Origin of the sequence: Comamonas sp. MYb396 (genome assembly GCF_037479555.1) — a bacterium.
Classification (GTDB): domain Bacteria; phylum Pseudomonadota; class Gammaproteobacteria; order Burkholderiales; family Burkholderiaceae_C; genus Comamonas.
The window spans coordinates 404,391-428,272 of record NZ_JBBGYU010000004.1; the positions used below are offsets into that span (position 1 = coordinate 404,391).

The 23,882-nt window shown below is 59.8% G+C and carries 15 protein-coding genes and 1 pseudogene; 10 read left to right on the plus strand and 6 right to left on the minus strand.

The features are described from left to right. The first annotated feature begins 151 nt into the window (after positions 1 to 151). From WH265_RS12200 to WH265_RS12220, 5 genes are all read left to right on the plus strand, one after another. On the plus strand, positions 152 to 550 hold the full coding sequence (locus tag WH265_RS12200) for a GNAT family protein (RefSeq protein WP_339558449.1): 399 nt from the start codon (positions 152 to 154) through the stop codon (positions 548 to 550). Continuing rightward, entirely contained in the window at positions 534 to 1,391 is an 858-nt protein-coding gene (locus WH265_RS12205; protein ID WP_339558450.1) for a hypothetical protein, read from the plus strand. Before WH265_RS12200 ends, WH265_RS12205 begins: the two co-directional genes overlap by 17 nt. Then, on the plus strand, positions 1,391 to 2,746 hold the full coding sequence (locus tag WH265_RS12210) for a methyltransferase domain-containing protein (protein WP_339558451.1): 1,356 nt from the start codon (positions 1,391 to 1,393) through the stop codon (positions 2,744 to 2,746). The genes WH265_RS12205 and WH265_RS12210 overlap by 1 nt, the downstream gene beginning before the upstream one ends. After that, positions 2,737 to 4,284 carry a hypothetical protein gene (locus WH265_RS12215; protein WP_339558452.1) on the plus strand — a complete coding sequence of 516 codons (1,548 nt, stop codon included), beginning with the start codon at positions 2,737 to 2,739 and terminating at the stop codon, positions 4,282 to 4,284. Before WH265_RS12210 ends, WH265_RS12215 begins: the two co-directional genes overlap by 10 nt. A gap of 166 nt (positions 4,285 to 4,450) precedes the next feature. Beyond that, positions 4,451 to 12,253, plus strand: coding sequence for an LPD38 domain-containing protein (locus tag WH265_RS12220; protein WP_339558453.1), 7,803 nt, complete (start codon positions 4,451 to 4,453; stop codon positions 12,251 to 12,253). 198 nt (positions 12,254 to 12,451) lie between these two features. Here WH265_RS12220 and WH265_RS12225 read toward each other — a convergent pair whose 3' ends face one another. The 4 genes from WH265_RS12225 to WH265_RS12240 all read right to left on the minus strand — a co-directional run bounded on the left by WH265_RS12225 (position 12,452) and on the right by WH265_RS12240 (position 16,746). Beyond that, positions 12,452 to 14,089: a DUF7933 domain-containing protein gene (locus WH265_RS12225; RefSeq protein WP_339558454.1), complete on the minus strand. Its 1,638-nt coding sequence runs from the start codon at positions 14,087 to 14,089 to the stop codon at positions 12,452 to 12,454. A 325-nt stretch (positions 14,090 to 14,414) separates the two neighbouring features. Beyond that, positions 14,415 to 14,885 carry a helix-hairpin-helix domain-containing protein gene (locus WH265_RS12230; RefSeq protein WP_339558455.1) on the minus strand — a complete coding sequence of 157 codons (471 nt, stop codon included), beginning with the start codon at positions 14,883 to 14,885 and terminating at the stop codon, positions 14,415 to 14,417. Positions 14,886 to 14,920: 35 nt separating this feature from the next. Then, complete coding sequence (locus WH265_RS12235) at positions 14,921 to 15,268, minus strand: hypothetical protein (RefSeq protein WP_339558456.1); 348 nt, start codon at positions 15,266 to 15,268, stop codon at positions 14,921 to 14,923. A gap of 128 nt (positions 15,269 to 15,396) precedes the next feature. After that, entirely contained in the window at positions 15,397 to 16,746 is a 1,350-nt protein-coding gene (locus WH265_RS12240) for a DUF5979 domain-containing protein (protein WP_339558457.1), read from the minus strand. A 999-nt stretch (positions 16,747 to 17,745) separates the two neighbouring features. Between WH265_RS12240 and WH265_RS12245 the strand changes: the two genes are divergently transcribed. Continuing rightward, entirely contained in the window at positions 17,746 to 18,402 is a 657-nt protein-coding gene (locus tag WH265_RS12245; protein WP_339558458.1) for an SOS response-associated peptidase, read from the plus strand. On the opposite strand, the gene WH265_RS12250 is transcribed toward WH265_RS12245, so the two are convergent. Both WH265_RS12250 and WH265_RS12255 read right to left on the minus strand, forming a co-directional pair. Further along, complete coding sequence (locus tag WH265_RS12250) at positions 18,399 to 18,620, minus strand: hypothetical protein (protein ID WP_339535190.1); 222 nt, start codon at positions 18,618 to 18,620, stop codon at positions 18,399 to 18,401. The two genes, WH265_RS12245 and WH265_RS12250, sit on opposite strands and share 4 nt — an antisense overlap. A gap of 736 nt (positions 18,621 to 19,356) precedes the next feature. Next, the gene (locus tag WH265_RS12255) at positions 19,357 to 20,382 is read right to left on the minus strand and encodes a site-specific integrase (protein WP_339558459.1); all 1,026 of its coding nucleotides are present in this window, start codon (positions 20,380 to 20,382) and stop codon (positions 19,357 to 19,359) included. Positions 20,383 to 20,498: 116 nt separating this feature from the next. Between WH265_RS12255 and dusA the strand changes: the two genes are divergently transcribed. From dusA to WH265_RS12270, 4 genes and pseudogenes are all read left to right on the plus strand, one after another. After that, positions 20,499 to 21,557 (plus strand): tRNA dihydrouridine(20/20a) synthase DusA, encoded by a 1,059-nt coding sequence (gene dusA, locus WH265_RS12260; RefSeq protein ID WP_339558460.1) that lies wholly within the window; start codon positions 20,499 to 20,501, stop codon positions 21,555 to 21,557. Positions 21,558 to 21,854: 297 nt separating this feature from the next. Continuing rightward, positions 21,855 to 21,983, plus strand: a pseudogene (locus WH265_RS24240) (NINE protein); the annotation flags it as partial. A 57-nt stretch (positions 21,984 to 22,040) separates the two neighbouring features. Next, positions 22,041 to 23,441 carry a hypothetical protein gene (locus tag WH265_RS12265; protein ID WP_339558461.1) on the plus strand — a complete coding sequence of 467 codons (1,401 nt, stop codon included), beginning with the start codon at positions 22,041 to 22,043 and terminating at the stop codon, positions 23,439 to 23,441. Next, a complete protein-coding gene (locus WH265_RS12270) occupies positions 23,438 to 23,875 on the plus strand; it encodes a hypothetical protein (protein ID WP_021028445.1) in 438 nt (145 codons plus the stop codon). The genes WH265_RS12265 and WH265_RS12270 overlap by 4 nt, the downstream gene beginning before the upstream one ends. Positions 23,876 to 23,882 lie beyond the last annotated feature (7 nt).

Sequence of the window (23,882 nt, forward strand, 5' to 3'; positions counted from 1 at the left end):
GGTTTCGTTTGGACTTTGGAGGTTACGCTCTACCAAGGTCCCTTCGATATGTTTTGGCTTAGTTGTGCGATTCTGATGATTCGAAAATCTTCATCAGAAACTGCATAGTCTTGCACCAAGAGCTTCGTGCCAAGCCTGACACCCTCCAAACATGTTGGTGTTTGAAGCAGATCAGGTCTATGACTATCTGAAATCCCGTATGCCGGGCCTTCTGCGCTTGGAGGGCGGGGTAGGTATTGGCTGGTCCCGTGGAGGGGAGCTAGTAGCCGGGGCAGTGTTTGAGCAACACAACGGCGTCAGCGTCTGGGCCCATGTGGCCATTGATGACGGCCATCTCCCTCGCACGTTCCTGCGCGCCTTTCTCGCCTATCCCTTCAAGGTGTGCAAGGTGCAGGCCGTGCGCGGATATGTGGAGGCCTCGAACCACCGACTTCGGAATCTGGCGCGCCGGCTTGGCGCGCTGGAAGAGGCAACCTTGAAGCAGGCCACGCCCAGCGGGGACGTGGTGATTTGCACCCTTTGGAGAAGCAACTATGGCGCGCTGGCATAAAACTGAATGGGACATGCTGCCCGAGCATGCGTTTCGCCCGCGCCCGGGCGGTATGACCTTTGAGGGCGGCACTTCCACGCCGGCGCCTGACCCGCGCCTGGTGGAGGCCCAAGTTCGGAACCTCGGTGTTCAGGATGACATGATCCAGCAGATCATCCAGAACTCCAACGACATGGCGCCAGTCCAGAAGGAGCAAACGCAGTTTGCACTGGATACCGCGCGCCAGTCCTGGGAGCAGTCGCAGGCCGACCGCGAATATGCAATCGGGCGGCGCGATCAGCTGACCGGTTTGCAGGACACGATGATCCAGGACGCGAAGACCTTCAATACGGAAGCGAAGCGCGAAGAGCTGGCAGGCCAGGCTGCGGCCGACGTGTCCCAGGCGTACACCAGCGCGCAGCGCACCCAGGCGGCCGAGATGGCGCGCATGGGCGTGAACCCGGCCGATGGCAAGTATGGCTCGATGTCCAATGCGCTTTCAGCCACCACGGCACTTGCCTCCGCCTCTGCCAAGAACGGCGCGCGCACGGCCGCGCGGCAGGAAGGCCAGATGCTGACCGACCGTGCGTCGAATGCGCTGGCCGGATACCCGGCGATGGGGATGCAGACCACGGCCGCCACGGCAGGCTATGGCGGCATGGGCCAGTCGGTGGCGAACACCGGTTTGGCTGGCTTGAACTCCGGTTACGGCCAGGCCGCCGGCATGGCAGGTAATGCGGGCAACAGCGCGGCGAATATGTGGGGCCAGCAGTCCAATGCCTATCAGCAGTCGCAGGCCTCGTCGGGCGCGACGACGGGCACGCTGCTGGGTGTCGGCGTTTCTGCTGCGATTGCCATCTGATGCGAAACGAGCAAATCCTGGGTGCGCAGGGCGTCAACCTTCTGGCCTACTGGCGGCTTGCCGCGACTGAGCAGGACCATGCAGCCACGCTGCTGCAGATACTGAACCTGTCGACCGGGGTCCGAGTTGTCGATTTGGGCTGCGGCACCGGTGAGCTTACCCGCCTGTGCCAAGCTATTCGGCCAGATCTAAGCTGGACCCTGGTCAATGTTGATGCGTGGCAGCTGGCCCAATGCCCAGATGGTGCACAGCTGGTTGAGGCCAGCATGATCGACACGGGCCTGCCGACTGGCACATTTTGCGCAGTCATCGTTGCATATGCCATGGGGTATTGCAACGTCGCGCAGGTGCTGAAGGAAGCCGCGCGCCTTTTGATAGACGGCGGCAAGCTGGTGCTGCATGAGCTTTATGCATCCTCGCAAAGCGTGCAGCAGCTGGGCGCCCAGGTATTGGGCTACCAGGTGCACGATGCCAAGGACGTGAAGCTGCTGGCCGAGCTGGCAGGCTTCGATGTTCTGTCCCAGCACGAGGACTGCTACCAAGCACCAGGTGCGGTTGTGGATGAAGCGGCCCAGGTGTTTCACCAGTTCGACCACGGGTTGGCGGTATTGACCAAGACCAGGCCTTGTCAGCTGTCACGGCGCGCGGCGCTTCAGTTTTCCGGCGGCAAGGATTCGCTGGCCTGCCTCTACCTCCTCAAGCCCTGGGTGATGGCGGGCCTACCGGTCTACTGGACGCACACGGGCGACACCATTCCGGAGACGCTGGCGGTGGTGGAGCAGGTGCGCCAATGGGTGCCGGATTTCCGCGTGATCGAGGCCGATGTGCTGGCCTGGAAACGCACCCACGGCATGCCCTCGGATGTGACCACAGCGCAAGCCACCTGGATGGGGCAGCAGTACGCCATGACCGACACCCAGCTGGTGGGCCGCTTCGATTGCTGCTGGCACAACCTTATGAAGCCTATGCACGATCGCATGTTGGCCGATGGCGTGGACTTGGTGATCCGTGGAACAAAGCTGGCCGACACCGGCAAGGTGCCCGCGAATGGTGCCACCGAACATTACGACGTGCTGCTGCCGCTGCTGAACTGGAGCCATGCCCAGGTGTTCGACTACCTGCAGGAGGTCGGCGCTCCCATCAGCCAGGTGTACGAGCATTTCAAAGCCATCAGCGCCCCCGAGTGCCTGCACTGCAGCGCCTGGTGGGATGACGGTAAAGCGCAGTACCTCAAGCAGCTTCACCCGGAAAAGGTGCAGCAGTACCAGGTCAGTCTGCAGCAGATACGGGCAGAGCTGAGCAAGCGTCTGCAGGAATTGGACAGTGAATTGAAGGAGTGCGAATCATGGCATTAGGCGATGCATTTGGGCGCGGTTTCGCGCAAGGCCAGTCAATCTTCAGCGGAATGCAGAAGCAGTTTGAGGACGCGGAACAGCGCAGGGAGCTAGCGAAAATTGCCGAGGCCAAGCCGGAAACCTCCACCGGCTACACGGCTGACACCGGTGCAGAGCTGGAAAAGCTGGCCGGGCAAGGCTACAAGGTGGACTTTGACCAGGCGAAAAACTCCTATGTCGCCACCAACGACGCCGGCGACACCAAGACTTTTGGAATGCAAGGCATCACTGATTTCATGGGCCAGCGCAGCGCGGGCACCATGTCGCAGGCGCAGGTCGACAACAGCAAGATGCTGGCCATGGCCGATGTGATCGGCAAGAGCGACCCCATGGCTGCGCTGCGCATGAAGCGTGAGGTGCGCGAGGGCGACCATCAGGCAGCCCGCCAGGCGCGCGAGCAGAAGACCTGGGCGAAAGAGGATGCGGTGGAAACCCTTGATACCAAGCTTGGCCAGGAGTTCGATGCCAGCCTTGTGGGCGAGGATGGGAAAAAGCGCGCGCCCACTGCTGACGACTACATGAAGGCGAACCAGCAGCGCGCTTACGCCTACGCTGCAGCTGGCCACATGAAGGAGGCGCAATCTGCCTTCAAGGAAAACCTGGCATCGGCATACACCAAGATCCAGATGGATGGAGCTGAGCGCAAGCAGGCGCTGGGCCCAGCCATGGCTGCACTGTCCAGTGGCGACTATGGCGCGGTGGCGGACTTCTACAACCGGTTTGTCCCAAGCGGTGCCAAGGTGACTGGCATCGAGGCGGGCAAGGATGGCGGGCTGGTGATGCAGCGCACCGGCATTGATGGGCAGCCCATGTCGCCCCTGCTGGCCAAGGACAAGCGCGAGGCCATGGCCATGCTGCAATCCCTGGAAAACCCGTCTGCCTTGTACCAATACTCCCAGGACGAATTTAGCAACCAGCTCAAGCTAAAGCAGGACGCTCGGGCCGACCATGCTGACAAGCGCGCCGACGCGCAGCTGGAGCTGAGCCGCAGAGCAGATGCGCGCGCTGGTGCAGCAGCTGGGCGGGCAGCATCCAACGATTCGCGTGAGCGATCGGAGAATCAACAGCGAGCCGAGGCGCGCGTGCAGTTGGCCCTGGAGCAAAACCCCAAGCTCTCTGATGCGCAAAAGAATGCGATCCGTTACGGCGTCATGGATCTGCCAAATCAGGCTGACAAGGGTGAAAAGCACACCTACAACCCGGTGGAGATCCAGAAATCTTTTGGGGAGGTGCTGAGCGATCCGCTTTCGGGTAAGGAGTCGATCAAGCGTAATGCCGCCAAGGAACAAAAGTTCATTGATTGGTGGGCCGACAACCCGCAGTTTAAGAATCAGGACCGTGCTCTACAGGAGTTCAATCGCGTGGACTCAAAGCAACGCCGAGCGGGTGAAGCCACAAAGCAACAGCCTCCAAGGATTGCCAACAAAGCGGAGTTCGACAAGTTGGCGAGCGGCAGCCACTACACCGATCCCAATGGGGTCGTGCGCATCAAGCCATAGTTATGGGGCAATGCCAAGTTCTTTGCGAGGCATTTTGTTAGCCTGAAGGGTTGTGCTGATTTCCGTCTGATCTTGGTTGACCGGATCAGCAATCACTGCATTGATTTGCCTATGCGCCGGCTTGGTGCCAAGCCTGCCACCCTCCTTGGCAGACAAGGAGTGAAGCATGGCTGATGAAAAATGGTGGGAATCCTCGCCAATGGCGTACACCCAGCAAGCAGATGGGGATAAGTGGTGGGAATCTTCACCATTGGCCGAGCCAGCCCAGGCGCCGGTGAAGAAGCCCAAAGAGCAAGGGCTTCTCTCGACCATTGCAGAAGGCGTAACCGATGTGGTCAAGCGTGCCAGCGGTGCAGCAATCAGCGGGGTTGCAAGCATTCCAGATGCCGTGCAGTCTTCGGCGCGAGCAGGTGTACGTAGCGGTGCGTCGGGTGAGCCGACAACTGTTATTCCAGGTGGCGTGTTCATTCCTGGGATTGATACTGACGAAGCAATCAACGGGCCCATGGATGACGCTGCCAAGGCCAAACGCGAACTCGGCGCAGAGCGTTTGGCTCTGAACGTGAAAGTGCCCTTTGCAGGTGCCATTGCCAAAGCAGGCAAGGACACCCAAGAGGACATCAACAAAACCACCAGCCAAGCCACGCAGGATGCGGTGGCCAACTCCCAGATAACCGGCAATTTGCTCAAGGGCGAAATCGACTTCGGCAAAGACCCATCGGTACGTGGCCTGGTGATGCAGGGTGCCGACGTGTTCGGCAGCATGTTCCCTACGGTTGCCACTGCGCTGATTACGCGCAGCCCCGGCGCTGCCGGTGCGGTGGGCGGTGCAATGGCCGCCGGTGAAGGTGTTGGCAACGCACGCGACTTTATTGCGAAACAGTCCCACGAGCAGCTGATGGAGAATTCGCCCATCTATAAGCGGATGGTCGATGCAGGATCGAGCCCCGACGAGGCGCGCGCCATCACCAGCGCGCGGGCTGAGGACACGGCAGCCCTTATGCAGGGTGCTGTGGCTTCGGTTGGTGATCGATTCACCGGCAAGCTTGTGACTGGCGGCTTTGACAAGCTTCTCACGCGTGCAGTGGGCCAGTCCGTCGTGGGACGTGCCGCAGCGGGCGCAGCGGTTTCAGGCTTGGAGGAGGGAACGCAGGAGCTGAGCGAAGGCATTGCGTCTGATCTGGGCATCAAGAGTGTGGCCGGGAACAAGGAGATAGGCGAGGACTCGGCTGCAAACTTTGTGCTGGGCGCGCTGGGCGGATCTACTCCTGGCGCTGGTCGCGGTGTGGTGTCGGGTGTAAAGGACCGCTTGGCCGACTATGCCGCCGGTAAGCAGGTGGACAATGCTGCCCCTGCACCAGGTGCATCACCAGCACCACCTGCAGATACCGGTGGGAATGTGGCCGCGCCAACGCCGGCCCGCACTGAGCCAGGCAGCCCAGCACCTGCACAGCCCCAGGCTGAAGGGCAGGTGGCAGGCAAACCTGATAGCCAAGCGCAGACTGCGCCCGCTGGCGTGCTCGAGGATGTCGTGCGAGCGCGGAATCCAGATGGTGCACCTGAAACCATGTCGGCCGAGCTGGCTGAAACGCGCCTGGCTGAACTGGAGCTTGAAGCCAGCACCACGGGCCTGAATCCTGCGCAGGACGCAGAACGCCAGGCACTGGCCGAGCGAGTTGCTGTCGATCGCGCCCAAGAAATGGACACCGAGGCCATTGGTGTGCCCGTCGATGAGGCGGCAGCACCAGGGACAGAACAAGGCTCAGCGCGGGCTGCAGCGGAAAGTGTGACCGCAGCAGCACCAGCTGCCGGCGTCGATTCCGCCGCCAAGGAATCGACGGCGCGCACCTGGCCGCAGTTTGTGCTGGAGCAGGGCGAGCGAGTATCCGCGCTCAAGAAGGGCACCCCTCGCTGGAACGAGCTGAAGGCATCGTGGGATGCCCTCAAGATCAGCCGGGCCGGTCAGGATGCGGAAGGCACTGGCGCAGCGGGCGAGCCCAAGGCTGAGATTCAAAACCGTGATCGCAGCCGCCCGGCCTCTGTTATCCAGATGCAGGGCATGGCCGCCAATCCTGATTACATGCGCCTGGGCGTCTCCCGTTCGCCAGAGTCTGGCGCACCCATGGTGTTTGCTGTGGGCGACCAAGCGCAGGCAGCGGTGGCCACTGGGCGCGGTGACACTGCGGTGATGAGCGACGGCCAGCGCGTGCCCTTCCAGTACGCGGTGATGGAGGCGGCGGATGTGCAGCCGTCCAATTTCGCGGACGGCGCCGTCAACCCGCTGTTTGATTCTGTCCATCCTGGCACCGTCAAGGCTCTGAACAACGGCCGCACTGCGGGCCTACGCGCGGCGTATGAGCGGGGCACGGCCGAGGGCTACAAGCGCGAGCTGATGGCCGACAGCGACATGCACGGCATTGATCCGGCGGTCATCGAGGGGATGAAGGCCCCCATGCTGGTGCGGGTGTACAGCGAAGGGGACAACCGCACGAACATGGGCGCCAAGAGCCAAAGCCAGGCTCTCGGCCTATCCGCGTCTGAGCAGGCGGCCACCGATGCCGCGCTGATGGATAACTCGGTGGTGGATGCGTTCGCCACTGGCGCGCTCGACAGCGCGGCCAATCGAGACTTTGCCCGCGCATTTATCGGCAAGCTGCAGGCAGCTGGCCAGGATGTAGCCGGGATGATGGACGCCAATGGTGCGCTCTCGCCCGCCGGCGTGACCCGGCTACAGGCCGGCCTGGTGCATAAGGCCTACGGCGATGGTGACCTGGTTGAATCCCTGTTTGGCTCCACCGATAACGACATTCGTGCCATCGGCGAAGCGCTCAAGGACGTGGCCGGCGAATGGGCCAACCTGCGCAGCTCGGTCGAGGCCGGGGCCATCAATCCCGAAGTGGACGTGACCGCCAATCTGCTGCAGGCTATCCGTGTGGTCCAGAAGGCGCGGCGCGAGCGTGGCTCGCTCCATGACGCGATCAATCAGGTTGACATGGTGACGGGCGATGTCCTGGACCCTCTCACTGTTGGCATGCTGCGCGTGCTGTACACCGGCCACTATCTCACCCGCGCAACCGGTCGGGAACGTCTGACAGAATCGCTGCGCGAATACATGGCTGCCGCCTTGGCCACAAGTGTGGGCGGTGATATGTTTGGTGAACAGGTCGGCCCTGCCGATATTCTCAACGCTTTGAGCGCGGCGCCCGCGCAACCCCAAAATGAACCAACCCCAGCACGACAAGACCAGTCCCCAACCCCGCAAAGCGAGCGAGTCGCCACTGGCACCGACCCTGCTGGCAGCCGTGCTGATGAAGCAGGGCAACCAGCACCAGGACAAGAACCAGGTGGAGCAGGGCCAAGCGTTGCTGAAGCTGGCCGACGCAGCGAAGGGCAAGATGCCCAAGATCCCGGCGGACAGCCAGATCGGCAAGGCGCTGAAGGACCTGGCAAAGACGGCAGTGGCACCGTAGCGCCCGAACTGGAGCTATCCAGCCATTCGGCAAAAGAACTTAAAGCCCGCCATGACGCAGAGGAGCAGGCTGCAACAGCTAAAGTCAAGGCAGAGGCTGAAGACAGCAACCGGGCTCAAGCTGATGCGGAGCGCGATCGCTTCGCGCTGACGGGGAGCGATCGCGCTGCCGACACCCTTGCGGCGCAGGGCCAGGCGCCGATGTTCAGCCGCAGCGCGAACACACAGCAGTCCTATGAGGCGCGCATTGATGCGCTGTTCTCTAACGGAAAGGCCAACCGCGTTGGTGTCAAGCTGCTGGATTCTTCCGACATGCTGGGCCTGTTGGGGCACTCGAATAAGCCGGTGATCTTGCAGGAGAGCAAGGTTATCGCGGGCCAGAGCAAGCACCCCAATATGCAGGCTGCGGACTGGAAGATGGTGCCGCAGTGGCTGGAGACACCAGCAGCCGTTTTCAAGTCGGCGACTGTGACGGGGCGGCTGGTCTTTGTTGCTCCCGAGCTAGTGGCTGGTTCGCCAGTGCTGATCGTGGTGGAGCCTGATGCGCAGGTGAGCGGTTCGTTGAATGCTCACCTGACAGTGAATGCGTATGACGCAGAGGGCGGGACAACGCCTTTTGGCCGCTGGGCGCGCGATGGGCTTGCGCTGTACGTCGACCAAAAAGAATTCCCGGCTGTCTTGGATCGTGCTGGGCTGCAATTGCCCAGGAAAGAATTCCAAAATAGACCGGGAACGAAGAAGATTCTAACGGAAAAGCAGCTGGGAGGCTACCGCAAGGCGAACCCACCCGCCGCTGTCGAACCGGCGCACACGACCAGCCACCAAAGTGACGAATCCGGAAATCAGAAGTCCCCGGCTGCCTTAAAGGCCTCTGGGCTCCGATTGCCCAGTACAGCCCTACAAAACCAGCCGGGAACAGGCCGGATAGTAACCGAAGGGGAAAATGCTGAGGCTCGTAAAGCAGATTCCACAGATGGGCCGGTGTTGAGCCGTGGCGAAAATGCCGCCAGTGCGCAGGACACATCGCGCGTGCAGCGGGTGGTTGACGGGTTTGTCAAAGGCTGGGCCAATGCGCCCGAGGTGATTGTCACCAGCGACATGCAAGACGCCAAGGTGCCCAAGGCCGTGCGGGACTACGACGCTGCCATGCGTAGCGATGGCGCAGAAGGGGTGCCGGAGGGCTTCTACTACAAGGGCAAGGTCTACCTGGTGGCAAGCCAGCTGCACACCCCCATGGACGTGGTGCGCGTGTTGTTCCATGAAACCCTGGGCCACCACGGGCTGAAGCACGTATTTGGTGCACAGCTCGACCCGATCCTGCAGCAGCTGGCCAGCCAGCGCGCGGCGCAGGTGAAAAAGAAGGCGGCAGAGTACGGCTTGGACATGACCGACCAGGCGCAGCGCTCTATGGCCGCCGAGGAGGTGCTGGCTGAAATGGCCGAAACGCATCCTGAGCTGGGCTACGTGAAGCGCGCGATTGCCGCCGTCCGCCAGTGGCTGCGCAAGAACGTGCCGGCCCTGGCCAAAATGCAGCTCACCGATGCGGACATCATCCATTCCTTCATCCTGCCGGCGCGTGATTTCGTGGTGCGCGGCGAGGCCGAGGCCTCTGGCCAGGTGAAGGCGGGTGCGGCGCCGGCATTCAGCCGGGCACCAGCGCCTGCAGGTGCACCGCAGGGCGGCAACGGCAAGCTTGCCCAGCTGCAGGCCAAGGCTCGCAGCTTGCTGGATCCGTCGAAGGTGGATACCTGGCTCTACCGCTGGCAAGACAAGTTCATCGATCTTAAGCGCATTCAGGAGCAGATCAAGGCCTTGAATGGCACGGTGTCCGAAACCAACGATGCCTACCGGGGTGAAGAGCTGTACCACAAGCGTGTTGCAAAGCGCGCGGCGAATTTCCTGCGCGACGAGGTGCGGCCGCTCATGAAGGCCATGAACGACGCCGGCGTGGGCATCGAGGAGCTTGAGCGCTACCTGCATGCCCGGCATGCTGCCGAAGCCAATAAAGCGATGGCAGAGCGCAACCCGAGCCAGCAGGAGTTGGTAGCCAAGCGCGCGACAGCGGACCAAACGGTGACCGATCTGCGCAACCAGCTGCAGCGCGCGCAGGCGCAGGGTCTGGCCACAGTCGCTATCCAGAAGGCACTGGGTCTGGCGCTGATCGAAAAAGCTGATTGGGATGGTGCACAGGCCTTCAACGGCACGGAAGACCAACGCCTATCGTTGTCAGGCATGAGCGATCAGGAGGCGGCCAAGATCCTGGCCAGCTACACCGGCGACGCCAAGAAGGCCATCGAGGACCTGGGCGCGCGCATCGACAAGATGAATGAGGGCACGCTGCGCACCCTAGATGACTATGGCCTGATGGACAAGGCGACGCTCAACGCCTGGCGCAACGCCTACCAGCACTATGTGCCCCTGCACCGGGATGAGGCGAACCCAGACAGCAAGGCCCATCCTATTGGCGAGGGCTTCAGCACCAAGGGTGATGCGGCCAAAAAGCGCACCGGCTCGAATGAGAAAGTGACCAATATCCTGTCTCACATCGTGATGCAGCGCGAGGCTGCGCTGACGCGGGGGGAGAAAAACAACGTGGTCAAGCGCCTGTACCTGCTGGCGGCCCAGAACCCAGATGCAAGTCTGTGGGGCCTGGATCTGCCAAAGAAGAAGGTGCTCGACCAAGATACCGGCCTGGTGCGCACGGTGGCGGATCCGGCCGCGCGCCTCAAGGACAACGTCATAACCTTCCGTGTTGGCGGCAAAGACAAGTACCTGGTGTTTAACGAGCGCAATGAGCGCGCCGCCCGCTTGGCGCTGGCCGTGAAAAACATGGATGCGACCGAGCTGGACTGGCTCAGCCGCACCATGGGGCACGCCACGCGCTGGATGGCGGCCGTGAACACGCAGTACAACCCCGTGTTTTCCGTCTTCAACATCGTGCGCGACCTCCAGGGGGCCAGTCTGCAGCTGTCCGACACCAAGCTGGCCGGCAAGCAGAAGGACGTGTTGGCCAACATCGCCAAGAACACCGGCAAGATCTGGGCCGAGCTGCGGCGCGAGCGCAGGGAAGAGGGCGTTGGCGCCGGGCCATGGGCCCAGCTTATGGAGCAGTTCCAGCTGGACGGCGGTACCACCGGCTTCCGCGAGCTGTACAGTGATCCGGCGGACCGGTTGAAGGCTCTGCAAAAGGAGCTGCACAAAGGCACCCCAGGTGCCGCAGCCAAGGGTGCCAGTTTCGCCTTGGGTGTGCTGTCCGATTTCAATGAGTCGCTGGAGATGACCACCCGCCTGGCAACCTACAAGGTAGCGCTGGATAACGGCCTGAGCAGGCAGGAGGCCGCGAGCCTGGCCAAGAACATCACGGTGAACTTCAACCGCAAGGGGCGCGTCACCAGTGTGCTGGGCAGCCACTATGCGTTTCTGAATGCGGCGATCCAGGGCAATGCCCGGCTGCTGCAGACCATGACGGGCCCGGCCGGCCGCAAGATTGCGCTTGGCGGGGTAGGCCTGGGCGTGATGATGGCGCTGATGGGCCAGCTCATGATGGGAGGCGGGGATGGTGCTGACGATGAATGGAAGAAGATTCCCGAATTCGTCAAGGAGCGCAACATCATCATCCCGCTGTCGCGCACCCAATACGTGACGATCCCCATGCCGCTGGGCTTCCATGTGCTGCCCAACCTGGGCCGCAAGATGGTCGATGCCGCTTTCCACAACGATCCCACCATCAGCCGGGCAAAGTATGTGGGCGACATGGCAGCCATTGCCCTGAACGCCTACAACCCATTTGGCGGATCGGACAACATGATGCAGATGTTCACCCCGACCTGGGCGGATCCTGCTATTGCGCTGGCCACCAATAAGGACTGGATGGGCAAAAGCATCTTCAAGGAAGTGCGGGACATCAACCATCCCACGCCAGGCCACGCCCGGGTTAAGGACGCTACGGCGCTCCCATATCGCTGGGCAGCCAGGGGGATCAATGCCGCCACGGGCGGCAGCGAATGGGAGCAGGGCGCGATCAGCCCCACGCCAGAAGCTATCCAGTACCTGGTCGAGCAGGCTTTTGGCGGCGTGTTGCGGGAAGCCAATAAGCTGGGCGCCACGGCCACGGCCGCAGCCACCGGGGAGGAGCTGGCACCGCACCAGTGGTTCCTGGCGGGCCGGGTCTATGGCAACACCACCGGCATGAACGGCCAGAGCGGCACCTACTACGACAACGCCAAACGTATCAACGTCGCGCTGGCCGAGGCTAAGGCCCGGGTTGAGCGCGGCGAAAACGTGGATGCGGTGCTGAAGGATGTGCCCCTGGCAAAGGCCGCCGGCGTAGAGAAGCTGGCGGACAAGCGAGTGTCTGACCTGACAAAGCTACGCCGCAAAGTGCAGGCCAGCGACTTGCCGGACAAGAAAGACCAGGTCAAGGCCATCAACAAGGAGATCGAAAGCACCATGCGCCTGCTGAATCAGGCCGTAGCCGAAGTCGTGAAGCAGCCAAGCTGACAGGCTAAAGGTTTAAGTTCTCTTCAACCCATGCCTTGATAACGAGGTATGGGTTTTCTTTTGGCATGGCCGGTATACGGGCAGGCTGCCGAAGTCGCCGCGCTGTGCGACCAGGTGAACATCGAGCGCCGACTGAGTGGTGACGATAGCTTCCAATCCTGCCGCGGGCGTTAAAAAACCGCCCGGAGGCGGTTGGACTTATTGCTTGCGGCGTCTAGAGAACCCAACTAACCCTGCCACTAACATTATAGGGGACAAGGAAAGTAAGCTTAGCAGTCCCAATGTGGGCACTGGTGTTGGGGCACCAGGAGGCATTACTTCGTCATCATTTCGAATCTCAACGCTATCGCTTCTGACACCAACGATATACGAGGCAGAGTCCAAAATTGACAGAGTTGCAGTCACATTGCCATCACCCGCCACTGAGTTGGCTACAGCTTCGATCATACAACTGGCATTTGTGCTACCTGCGGGTATAACAATAGCATTTTGACATGTGCTCGTATAGCGGGGATTTCCGACTGGCGGCTGCAGATTTACAATCAAATCCGCTGATTGAGATACATTAACCGTAATTGCGCAGGATGAGATTTGGCCTGGCGCATCTATAAGAATGTTTGGCGTGCAGCTCACAGACACTTGGGGAGGAACAGGAGGAGCAGGGCAGGCCAGCGTGGCTTCTGCATTAATGCCGGCCGTAGTAGTGCTGCCGACCGTGAAGTCAGTGCCATCTACAATAGTGTTCGTCACAGGCGACCCTGAGCACTGAGCAGCAGCAGTGGAGGGCCACTGTACCTCCAATTGAAGCTCACATCCCGTAGCAGGAAGAATTCCGTCTGTTAGTTGAATTTGATTGCTGCCCACACTGGCGACCAACGTACCACCACAAGTATTTGAGATAACTCCCCCCGCACCCATAACGATTGGCGTCGGCAAATTATCGGTAATAGCTAATCCATTTACAGGACTAATACCATTTCCAGTCACATTGATTGCTAATGTTGTGGATTGACCTAGATTGACTTGAGGTGCTCCAAAACTCTTTGTGATGCTTGGGGGATTTGCTGGAACATCATCTGATGTGATAACCAGATTATCGAACACAATATAGGTCAGGTTTTCAATCACAGTTCCTACTATCGCAAGCCGATCTCCAGGACCAAAGTTACTTGTGTCAACTGAAAACTGATGTGTTGACCAATCCGCTGCATAGCGCGAATAGCTTGCATTTTTGGTCACATCTACTATTCCCGACTCGGGAAGTGGAGTTTGAGTAACACCAGCGATCACTACATTAGCTGGGTTTGCTGGAGATGCTACGGGAGTAGCTGTGCCTGCAATAAGATTGAAAGTGCTGCCAGATGGAATGCGAAAAAATCGCAGGCCCATCTGAACACTGGTCGCAGTACCTGGATAGTTTGTAGGCACTGCGATACCGTTGAGATTGCCCGGTGTCACATGTGCAAGGTCGAGCTGGCCGTTGATGAATGGCTTTCCCTGAGGGTCAAAGGCAATTGCCCACGATTCAACAGTTGCGCCATTGCGAGCGAATCCGCCAGAATAAGGCGTCGCTGTACCTTCTGGATCTGTGTTTAGGGCAGTGTTCCAGCAAACGCGATCAGCAGTTCCAACCTGTGTGAACGTTGCCGATCCAATCTGCCCTGATCCGTTGTAATCGCTGGATAAGCTACTGTCAGACCCAGATCCACCCCAAGCTGTGCAGGATGTTGTGGCTGGGCTGTTGAAATTTTGGGCGTAGAGCGTAGTGGTTTGCGAATAAGCTCCAGCAGACAGCAGCAGCGGAAGTAACGCAAGAGCTCTGTGAAATTTGGCCATGGATCCCCTCGTTAGGTTTGATGTTTGCCAATCATCTCTTAAATCTTCAGCTGACTAGTCAGGGAAAACACAACCATTGCAAACTTTCAAGCAGCTTTGCTAAGCTTATAGGTATATCCTAATTTTTTGAGAATGCGTTTCATGATCAGCTTCACCCTCATCACTTAAAAGTAGCGATTGGTGCGCGTTGGGAGAGAAATGGAAACGTTAAACGTTGTCTAGACAACACAGAAAAAACTCTCACGTCGCCACTACGGCAGTGGGGGAGGGTTTTCGTTTGTGGGGCAATTCTAAGTGGAGGAATACGGGGCCCCCCATTTATAAGTTAGGCAGCGTCGTCCAATGCCGCTTGCCTCTTGCCGCGGGGCAGTTCGTAGTGTTGACCCGGAAAGAAGGCTCTCTCGATCTCGCGAAGCCTGTTCACACCGAGGCCTTTGATCTTGAGAAGCTCAGCTGCCTCCACCGCCTTCAGCTCCTCAGGAGTAGTGATTCCAGCATCGAACAAAACCTTAACTGTGGCCGGGTCGAGGGCGCCGTTAAGAGATGAGCCGCGGATGTGCCGCACTGGTGCATAGACCCGCGCCGGCGTAAATGATTTGCCTGGGAAAAACGCTTTCTCAATCGTTCGGAAGCGGAACATGCCCAGTCCCCACATCTTCACCAGTTGATGCGGATAGGCGCTGCGCAGCGCTTCCACCGTATGAATCCCATTCCTTTCGAGAATTCGCTTCACTCGGGGTTGAAGTACGTCGCCCAGGGGTGTTTCGGGTTGCGGCGGGGTTGTGTCTTCTTGCATGGTGCACACATCATAAATTTGAACGCGGAGTCATCCTAGCTCCTGGACACAGCTTGTGCCGACTCCTTATCTTCCCTCTGCAGTTCCATGAGCGCGCGCCATAGAGCAGGGCGGTACTTTGATTTTCCATCCAGGGCATCGTTCTTCAGATCATCCCGGAAGTGAGGCACGTAATACTGACCAGGGAAGAGAAGGGCTTCTATCTTTCTGAATGCTCGGGGGCCTATATCGGTCATTTGCAGCAGTTCTTCCGGGTAGAGCCGTCGTACCTCTTCCATAGTCTTAAGCCCGTTTCTTGCAAGGGCCCTCCAAAGTCTGGGGGGCAAAATTTCCTTCAGCAATGCGCTTTCTTGATCGTGTGTTTCGTTGGTCATCCAATTCATGAATAAGATCATACAAATCAGAACTGACGAACTCTTACAAACCCATGTTTTTAGTTGTTTGTGCAACAAAATTTCAGAGAGGATGTGACAGATGACCATGAAAAAGCCCTCCGAAGAGGGCTCCCAAATCAGCTAGTTTTCCGTCGGCGTATGAGACCTGCCATACCAGCAACTAGACCAGTGAGTAGCATCGCTCCCATACCGCCAAGTCCCGGCACTGGTGTTGGAGTCACAGGCGTCGTGCGTATCAAGGTGTTGACGAAGGAGGCTGTGTTGCCATTGGCTGCGGTGACGAGCGTCACTGGCGCGGGCAGGCTGGTGCTCCAGGTGTAGCCTGCCGGCGCCTCGGGCATGGTGGGCGCTTCGCTCACCGTGCAGCTGGCGCCCTGGGGCACGTTGGTGATGGCGATGGCCCCTGCGTTGCTGCCGCTCAAGCTCACTGCCGTAGTAAAGCTGCCGTCTGCACCGCAGTTGGCGCTAAAGCTGAAGCTGCCGCTGATGCCCGCTGCCGGGCCGCCGGCCACGGTCTTGCTGATCGTGATATCGGTGTTGGCGCGTGCCAAGGTGTTGACCAGCTGCGCGCTATTGACCGCTGGGGGCGCTGCCATCGTGACGGAGACGCTGGGCGCAGGGTCTTCCACCCAGAGATGGTTGGCGGGCGGTGCGGGGCGCGTGCCCTCGGTCACCACACAGCTGCCGCTGGCGATCACCGGCGTGACGGAGACGCTGCCGGTGGTGGCCGTGTCCAGCGTGATCGAGGTATTGATCGCTGGCGCGACCACGCCGTCGCTGCCGGTGCAGACCACCGAGACGGGGAAGCTGCTGCCCGTCAGATCCACGGGCGTGATGTTGGCCGGCCAGACCACCTGCTTGGAGATGGCAAGCTGCGCAGCATGGCAGGCGAGTGTTGCGGTCGCTGGCGTATTGACCTGGCCGGTGGGCGAGACAAAGTCGGTACCCGGCGTGATGGTGTTGGTCACCGATGGGGTGCTGATACAGGCCTGGCGGCCGACATCGGTGTTGGGCCATTGCACGGGCACGGTGATGGTGCAACCGCCGGAAGGGATTGTAAAGGCGTTGTCGCTGATGGTATTGGAGCCGACCGCGGCACTGAGGTTGCTCGCGGTGCAGGTGTTGCTCACCGCACCTGCAGCCACTACCAGAGGAGCGGGCAGGTTGTCGGTCAAGTTGACGTTGGTGATGGGGGTGGGTGTGCCGTTGGACAAGGTAATGGTCAGCAGCGTGCGGTTGTCGCTGCCGCCCAGGTAGACATCGGTCTTGTCAAAGCTCTTACTGACCTTGGGCAGGCCGCATGCGCCATTTTCTGAGGTGGCGGCATTGATGAAGGCTGGGCCTACTTTGCCTTGGTTTTCGGTCCATGGGGTGTAGCCGGGCGCCGCGTTAATGAACGGCGAAACATCGACTACCGCGAATACGCATGCACCATTGCCTGAGTTCGACTGAACAGTAGGAATCAAAAGGCCATACACGTTGTTGGTCGGCGTCGACCCAGCGGGAGGAAAGCTAGCCGTAGGTGTTCCTGCAGCTAAATAAAGTGCATTGTTTGCGGGAACGTTGTTGATGTAAGTGATGTCTCCTCCAGCGAAAGGATTAAGCGCGGCAAAAGTTGGTGCATAGGGAGAGTTAGTGTTCAACGGAAATCTGGCGAATCCGGATAAGCTGCTGCCCAATGAGAATGAGGTCGCTGCCCCTGCGTTTAATGCGCTTACCATCTTGGCGGCATTAGCACCGTTAGTCGCCTCACAGCAGCCATCCACAAAAAAGACGATGGAGTTGGCCCAACGGTTCGCTATTGCGCTTTGCAGGATCGTCCAGTTGGTGTCATCGATGGGCCGGTAGGTGCTTGCAACAACCACAATGTCGTATGGACCTGGAGCGGATGTGAATGTCGCTTGAGAGATCGCATTGGGACTGGTGAGGACGGTCATACGCGTCATGTTTGCAGCACCAACAACATTAACGAACTCCCCTTCCAGATTGTTGTTGGCTTGCACAGCGTCGCTCGCAACCTCATTGGTCGTCAGCAGCAGGACCTTTTGAGCAAAGGCTTGCTGACAACCTCCCCATAGCAATGTTGCTGTGAGCACAGCACCCAAAATCCGTAGGATGTTCCGCATGATCTCTCCAAAGCATTTAAAAAAGTTTGCTAAATTATGTTTGCATCCGATAGGGAATGTCCATTGATCAACAATGACACGAGGCTGATTGAACACAAATCTGACATTTGTTCTACGTTCGCTTCCATATCTTCATATCTTCGACAGATTTCCACTCATGTTTCTTGCAGTTGTCTATAGACAATGTTGATGAAATGTTTCTAAATGTCAATAGGCGAGATTCTTTGTAGGGTAAATGTGTGCCTTCTAGAGCCTTAAGGGACTTTTCCCGTTCTAGATTAGGCTTGGGATGACACCGACTTGGCGCAAGAGTCTGTACTTTGTCGTCAGGAGGCGCCGATGTGCAACCGCTACCATTCCCCAGACGAAGGCTACGTACAGCAGTACTGGCGGCTGAACCCCCGACAGCTTGGTTTGGGCGCCCGCGATGTGTTTCCGCGCTCTCGTGGCGGATTCATCCGGCGCGCCGTGGACGACCCGGGCTACAGCAAGGAGCTGGCAGTGGGGAGATGGGGCCTGATCCCTTGGTTCAGCAAGGCGCCCGACATCAAGTACAGCACCAACAACGCCCGGGCTGAGGAGGTCGCGGATAAGGCCAGCTTCAAAGACCCGTGGAAGCGCGGCCAGCGCTGCATCATCCCGGCGACCACCTTTGATGAGCCGAACTGGGAGAGCGGGAAAAATGTGTGGTGGAGGTTTGCCCGGGCCGACGGCGACCCTTGGGGCTTGGCAGGACTGTGGAATACTTGGAAGGATCCGGCAACCGGCGAACTGATCGAGAGCTACACCATGCTCACTCTCAATGCCGACGAGCATCCGCTGATGAGCCGCATGCACAAGCCAGACCCGAAGCTCACTCCCGACAAGCAAGACAAGCGCAGCGTGATACCTATCGAGCTGGCTGATGTGGACCAGTGGCTTGAAGGATCAATCAAGGACGCCAAGGCGCTGCTGACGTTGGCACCGGTCGAGGTGTTTGCGGCTGGGCCCGCCTAACCCTCGACATCCTCCGCAATCCACTGGTGGATCGTTTGATATGCCTGCCCTGGCATGTCGAGTAGGTGAGGGTGGCTGGCCTGCAGGTACTCAGAGAACAGATGGATCTGCTTGCCCGTGTCGTAATACGGGAACCAGCCGTCGCTAAGGTCGCGCATGTTCTGGCGCCAGGCCCGCCAAAGACCAATGACTACACCGCGGCGTTCAGAAAGGGACATCTGGCTCCAAGCTTTCATAAAGGGCCACCGCATCAGAAGACAGTGGCGTGCTGTGCAAGATCATAGTGCCCAAGACGGGCATAGCCTCTGGGAAGTCTGGCTTGATGCCATCCCATCGCTCGTGCTCGGTGGTCTGCGGCCACTCCTGGCCGTTCTTGATGTGCCAGCGCCAGTATCTTGATTGATCCATAGACACCTCCAAAAGACTGTATATTTATACAGTAAATGGAGCGAGCAATGGAAGCAGTCAGGAAATTTGCGGGTCAAGATTTGCCGGGGCTATACCTGGGTATGGCGACACCTGGCACTGAGCTAGATTTGGAGGGCAAGCGCCGGGTTGGGTGTGATGCCTATGTTCTTCGGCTGTGCTTCAATGGTGTCTACCTGCCGGCTGAAATCCTGGCCAGGAGGGCTAAGTCCACAGGAATGCTGCTCAGTACCGCAATGACAGATGGCAGCTTCCAAACTTGGCTGGTAGATCGCAATGAGCCTATGCGGCTCATCATTCATGGGCTGGAGCGTGTCGAGGTATGGCGGCAACGCCAATCGGGGACTCTCCTGTTACGAGGTTTCGAGTTTGACGAGGGGGAGCTTCAGCGCTGGCCGCAAACTTGGATGTGCGGCACCAATCTCCGAGAGATGCATGAGATCTTGGGGGAGATGTCGCACTGGCTCTCCGCGAGATACAAGGAGGTCAAGCGAGGGCCGCACCCTCATGTTCGACCAGGCTAAAACTCTACCCAGCCAGAAGCTTGGTCTTCCATTCCCAATTTTCGTATCTGTCTCCGACCTTCTTGAACTGGGTGTAGCGCTGCAAGCTCTGCCAAGAGCGATGCCCTGAAACTTGCGCAACATGAGGAATGTTCCAGCCCATCTCAAACAACCGGCTGATCCCTTCATGTCGAAGGTCATGGAAATGTAGATCTTCAATTCCGAGTAGCTTGCATGCTCGAGTAAAGCTCGTGCTGACAGACTCAGCGTTGTAGGGCCAGATGCGACCCTTTGCCACCTTGCGATTCTGAATGAGCTTGAGAGCTTCCGGCGGGAGGAGGGTGGTGACATCGTTGCCTATCTTTTCACCCGGGTTTTTCATGTCGCGAACGATGACCTCAGAGTTTTCCGCATCCACATCCTCTCCCAAGATGCGGCAGGTTTCCTCCTGTCGGCGCGTGGAGAATAGGCTGAACAGTATGATGTAGGTCATCGGGATAGAATCCTCCCGCTTTCGCTCATAGACCGAGTAGTAGGTCATGAGCTTGTTCAACTCCTCAAGAGTTGGGCGGCGTGTGCGCTGCTTTGACCTGGAAATGAGTCCAAGCTTTTCAGCCACCACGCGTGCGTCTTCACAAGCTTGCTTGTCTAGGGGGTAGCCCCAAGCAGGACGGGCCACAGTGAAAATCGCGGAAAGGTGGGAAAGGTAGTTGCCTCGGGTTTGGGGCTGACTGGTAAGGCCTTCTAGGTACTTGATGACCGTCGCACTGTCGATCTGAGAGCAATGTGTCTCACCAAGCCAAGAGTTGGCAATTGTGCGCAGAACCTGATCCTTGGTCTTCCCGTGTGGCTTGAGCTTATCCCCCAGGTACTTCTGGATGACGACAGATAGGATTGGGTCTTCAGGTTTATCAAGGGCGCCAGGTTCCGCAAGCTCTGTCTCGCGCTTCTTGATCCAGGTTTTGGCGGCTGCTTCGCGGTCAAAGGTCTGGGTTTCAGCGTGAACGACCTTGCCACCCTTTTTGACGCGGACTTGGGCGGTGTAGCCCACGCTTCCGTCTTTGCGCTCACGGCGGATTATGGTTCCCATAGTCTCGGTGCAACATTGAAAAATTGTTGCACTGAATGTAGCACCAAAGTGCTAAAAATGGCATGAAATTAGATCAAATGGCATCGAATCAGACAGTTGAAAAATCGTTAATTTCCATAGGGAAAACGCCTCTTCATTGGCCAGGTCGCATGTCTGTCGCGCCGATGATGGACTGGACCGACCGCCATTGCCGCTATTTTCACCGTCTGCTCACGCGCCAGACCTTGCTCTACACCGAGATGGTGACGACCGGTGCGCTGATCCATGGGGATGTGGCGCGGCACTTGCGCTTTTCTGCAGAGGAGCACCCGGTGGCCTTGCAACTGGGCGGCAGTGAGCCTGCGGACCTGGCCCAATGCGCCAAGCTGGCGCAGGACTGGGGCTATGACGAGGTCAACCTCAACTGCGGCTGCCCCAGTGAGCGTGTGCAGCGCGGTGCCTTTGGCGCCTGTCTGATGAATGAGAAGGAATTGGTGGCCGATGGCGTCAAGGCCATGCGCGATGTGGTGGATATCCCCGTGACAGTGAAGCACCGCATTGGCATCGACAAAAACGAGAGCTATGGCTTTGTGCGTGACTTCATCGGCACGGTGGCCGATGCGGGTTGCGAGGTGTTTGTCGTGCATGCCCGCAATGCCTGGCTCAAGGGCTTGTCGCCCAAGGAGAACCGCGAGATTCCGCCGCTGCGCTACGACGTCGTGGCCCAGCTGAAAAAAGACTTTCCGCAGCTGACCATCGCGATCAATGGTGGCATTGCCGATGACGCCACCGTGCTGGCACAGCTCGAACAGGTCGATGGGGTGATGGTGGGGCGCGAGGCCTACCACAACCCCTGGTGGCTCGCGACCTGGGATGCCCAGTTTTATGGCGCCGAGCTCAACAGCGGCATCAGCCGCGAATCGGTTGAAGAGGCGATGGTGCGCTATATGGAGCGTGAAGCTGCCGAGCATGGCACGCACTGGTACGCCATTGCCCGCCATATGCTGGGCCTGCGCCAGGGCATGCCTGGTGCACGCCGCTGGCGCCAGGTCTGGAGCGACCACCGCATGAAGCATCTGCCAGCGCATGAAGTCATGCAAGCGGCCCGCACCAAGCCCGAGCGCCAAACCGGCGCCCCCGTTTTGGTAAATATTTGATACGGCAATGCCGGCGGCAGCTGGTCGTTGCCGGCCGCTGCCAACGGGTATTGCGCGGCAGCGGCGCAGCGGCTGGCCTCTGTAACGCCCTCGCGCAGGCCTGATTTTTAGGCCTCGAAATCCTCTCCCAGACCTTCCGGCGCCCCAGCGACAGGCGCTGCAAACGTCCGCTGGCAGCCCTGGCGCAGCCGGTAGCGGTTGCTATACTTCCCGCGATATATGCCGCCTTGTGCAGCGCTAATGCGGTGCATGCCTGGGCGGCAAAGTGCAGACCAAACAAAGCACAAGGGATGAGGGATGGGGGAAAAAAATCCGCGATGGGCTCTGGGCCTGTTGTTGGCGGTGGGGTGGCTGGGCGCTCACCGCTTTTATCTGGGACGCTATGCAAGCGCCGTGGCGCAACTGGGCTTAAGCCTACTGTGCGCGGTGCTGTGGCTATGGGGAGGCCCCCTTGCACGCTACGCGCCTTACCTGCTCGGGCCGGTGGTCTTTTGGCTGCTGCGGGACGGCTTTTGGCTGTTCGACTACTTTCGGGTCGAAGAAGACATGGATTCGCGCCTGTCCGCCTTTGCGCAGTCCCAGCTCGATGCGCAGGCATCGCAGCCAGCAGCCAGCGCGCAGGCTGCCGCAGCGCCGGCGCTTGCCCCTGTGGCCCAGGCCTTGGGAGCCGCAGCCGTCTTGCCGGACGCCAGGTCGCAGCCCGTAGTGGATCTGCAGGCCGACAAAAAGTCGCTGGCCATCCAGATGGCGCAAAAGCATATTGGCGATGCGCTGGCACACCGGGATGTGCAGACCGCGCATGCCGAGGCGGACACCTTGGTCAGGTACCTGGCCCAGCGCAGCCGCAAACCGCAAAGCGATCCCCATTTGGCAATGGCCTATCTGCTGCAGGGGATGACCTTCTACCAAACCGAACACCTCGATGCCGCTCGCAAAAAGCTGCAGATGGGTGTGCATCTGGGCGTGGCTTTTGCCGAGCTGGCGCAACCGGTGCAGCAGGCGCAAGCCTGCTTGCAGCGCCTGCGCTCGCCCAAGATGGCGCCGGGCGCCGCTGCCACCCCTGCACTGCAGCCAGGGCAGTACCCGCTGCTGATGCAAGCGCAGGACTGGGCCCAGGCATTGGCACTGTGTGAGCAGACCATTGCCTTGCAGGCCGCCCAGAGCGGCGATCTGACCGATCTGGCGCAGCACCACCTGCATGCGATGGAGATGGCCCAGCATCTGGGCGATACGGCGCGCCAACGTGGGCATGGCCAGGCCTTGCTGGCGCTGGCCGCGCGCGAGGGGGCTGCTGTGCCCGCCACGCTGCGGCGCCAGGCGCTGGAACGCCTGGGCGATGGATACCAGGCGGAGGCCGACCACCAGCGTGCTGTGCAGCACTATGCGCAAGCGCAGGCCCTGGTCGATGTGCGCAGCGGGGGCAACGCCGCAGCCCAGGCCCTGGCACTGTGCGCGCTGTTGCAGCGCATGGCCGCCAGCCATGCAGCGCTGGGCGAGACGGCGCAGGCGCTGCAATGCTGGCAGCGGCTGGCGCTGTACCTGGACAGCTTTGACCGGCTGGACCAGCAAGGCCAGCGCATGCCCGATCCGGAGGCGGTGTCTGTCATGCTGGCCGGCTACGCCGCGTTTGCCATCCGCCACCAGCCCGCGCGGGTCAAGCCCCTGGTGCAGCAGGCCTTGCGCATACAGCAGCGCAGTTGCCGGGGTTACTCGCTGGCAGCAGCGCGGGCCTATGAGGTGTTTGCCGCATTTCTGGCGGTGCATGGGCAGACCGATGCCCGCCGCAGCTACCTGAAAAAAGCGCTGCTGCTGGTGCAGATCTGTGACCCGGATAACGCCTTGCATCTGCAGCAGTTAAAAACAGCGATCAGGGAGGCGGTATGAGCGTGCAAGGACTTTTTTATGCGCTGCCGCGCCATGGCCTGCGGGGCTTGCTGGTCGAGCCTTCGGCGATGGATGACTACCTGCAGCGCAGTGCTGCGCAAGGCGGGCCGCTCGCCATGATGGACCAGGGCAGCCTGTGGCAGCAGGACATGCAGCGCCTGCCCGAGATCGAGCCCGGTGTGGCGGTGGAGGGCACCTTGGCCCAGCAGTGCTGGGCCTGGCCGGCCGACCTGGTGACGGACAGTGCGCAAAGGCTGGCCGCCATCAGCGCGGCCCAGCTGGTGCAGCGCATGCATGCCTGGCAAAAGGCGCAGGATGGCAGCGCGCCCGATCTGGAAGCCCTGCGGCTGTGGGTGCGCCGGCAGGCCGCGTTGCGCGGCTTTTGGCAGGCAGCGGCCCAGCGGCGTGATGCCGTGCTGCTGTATGTGGTGTAGCGCGGGC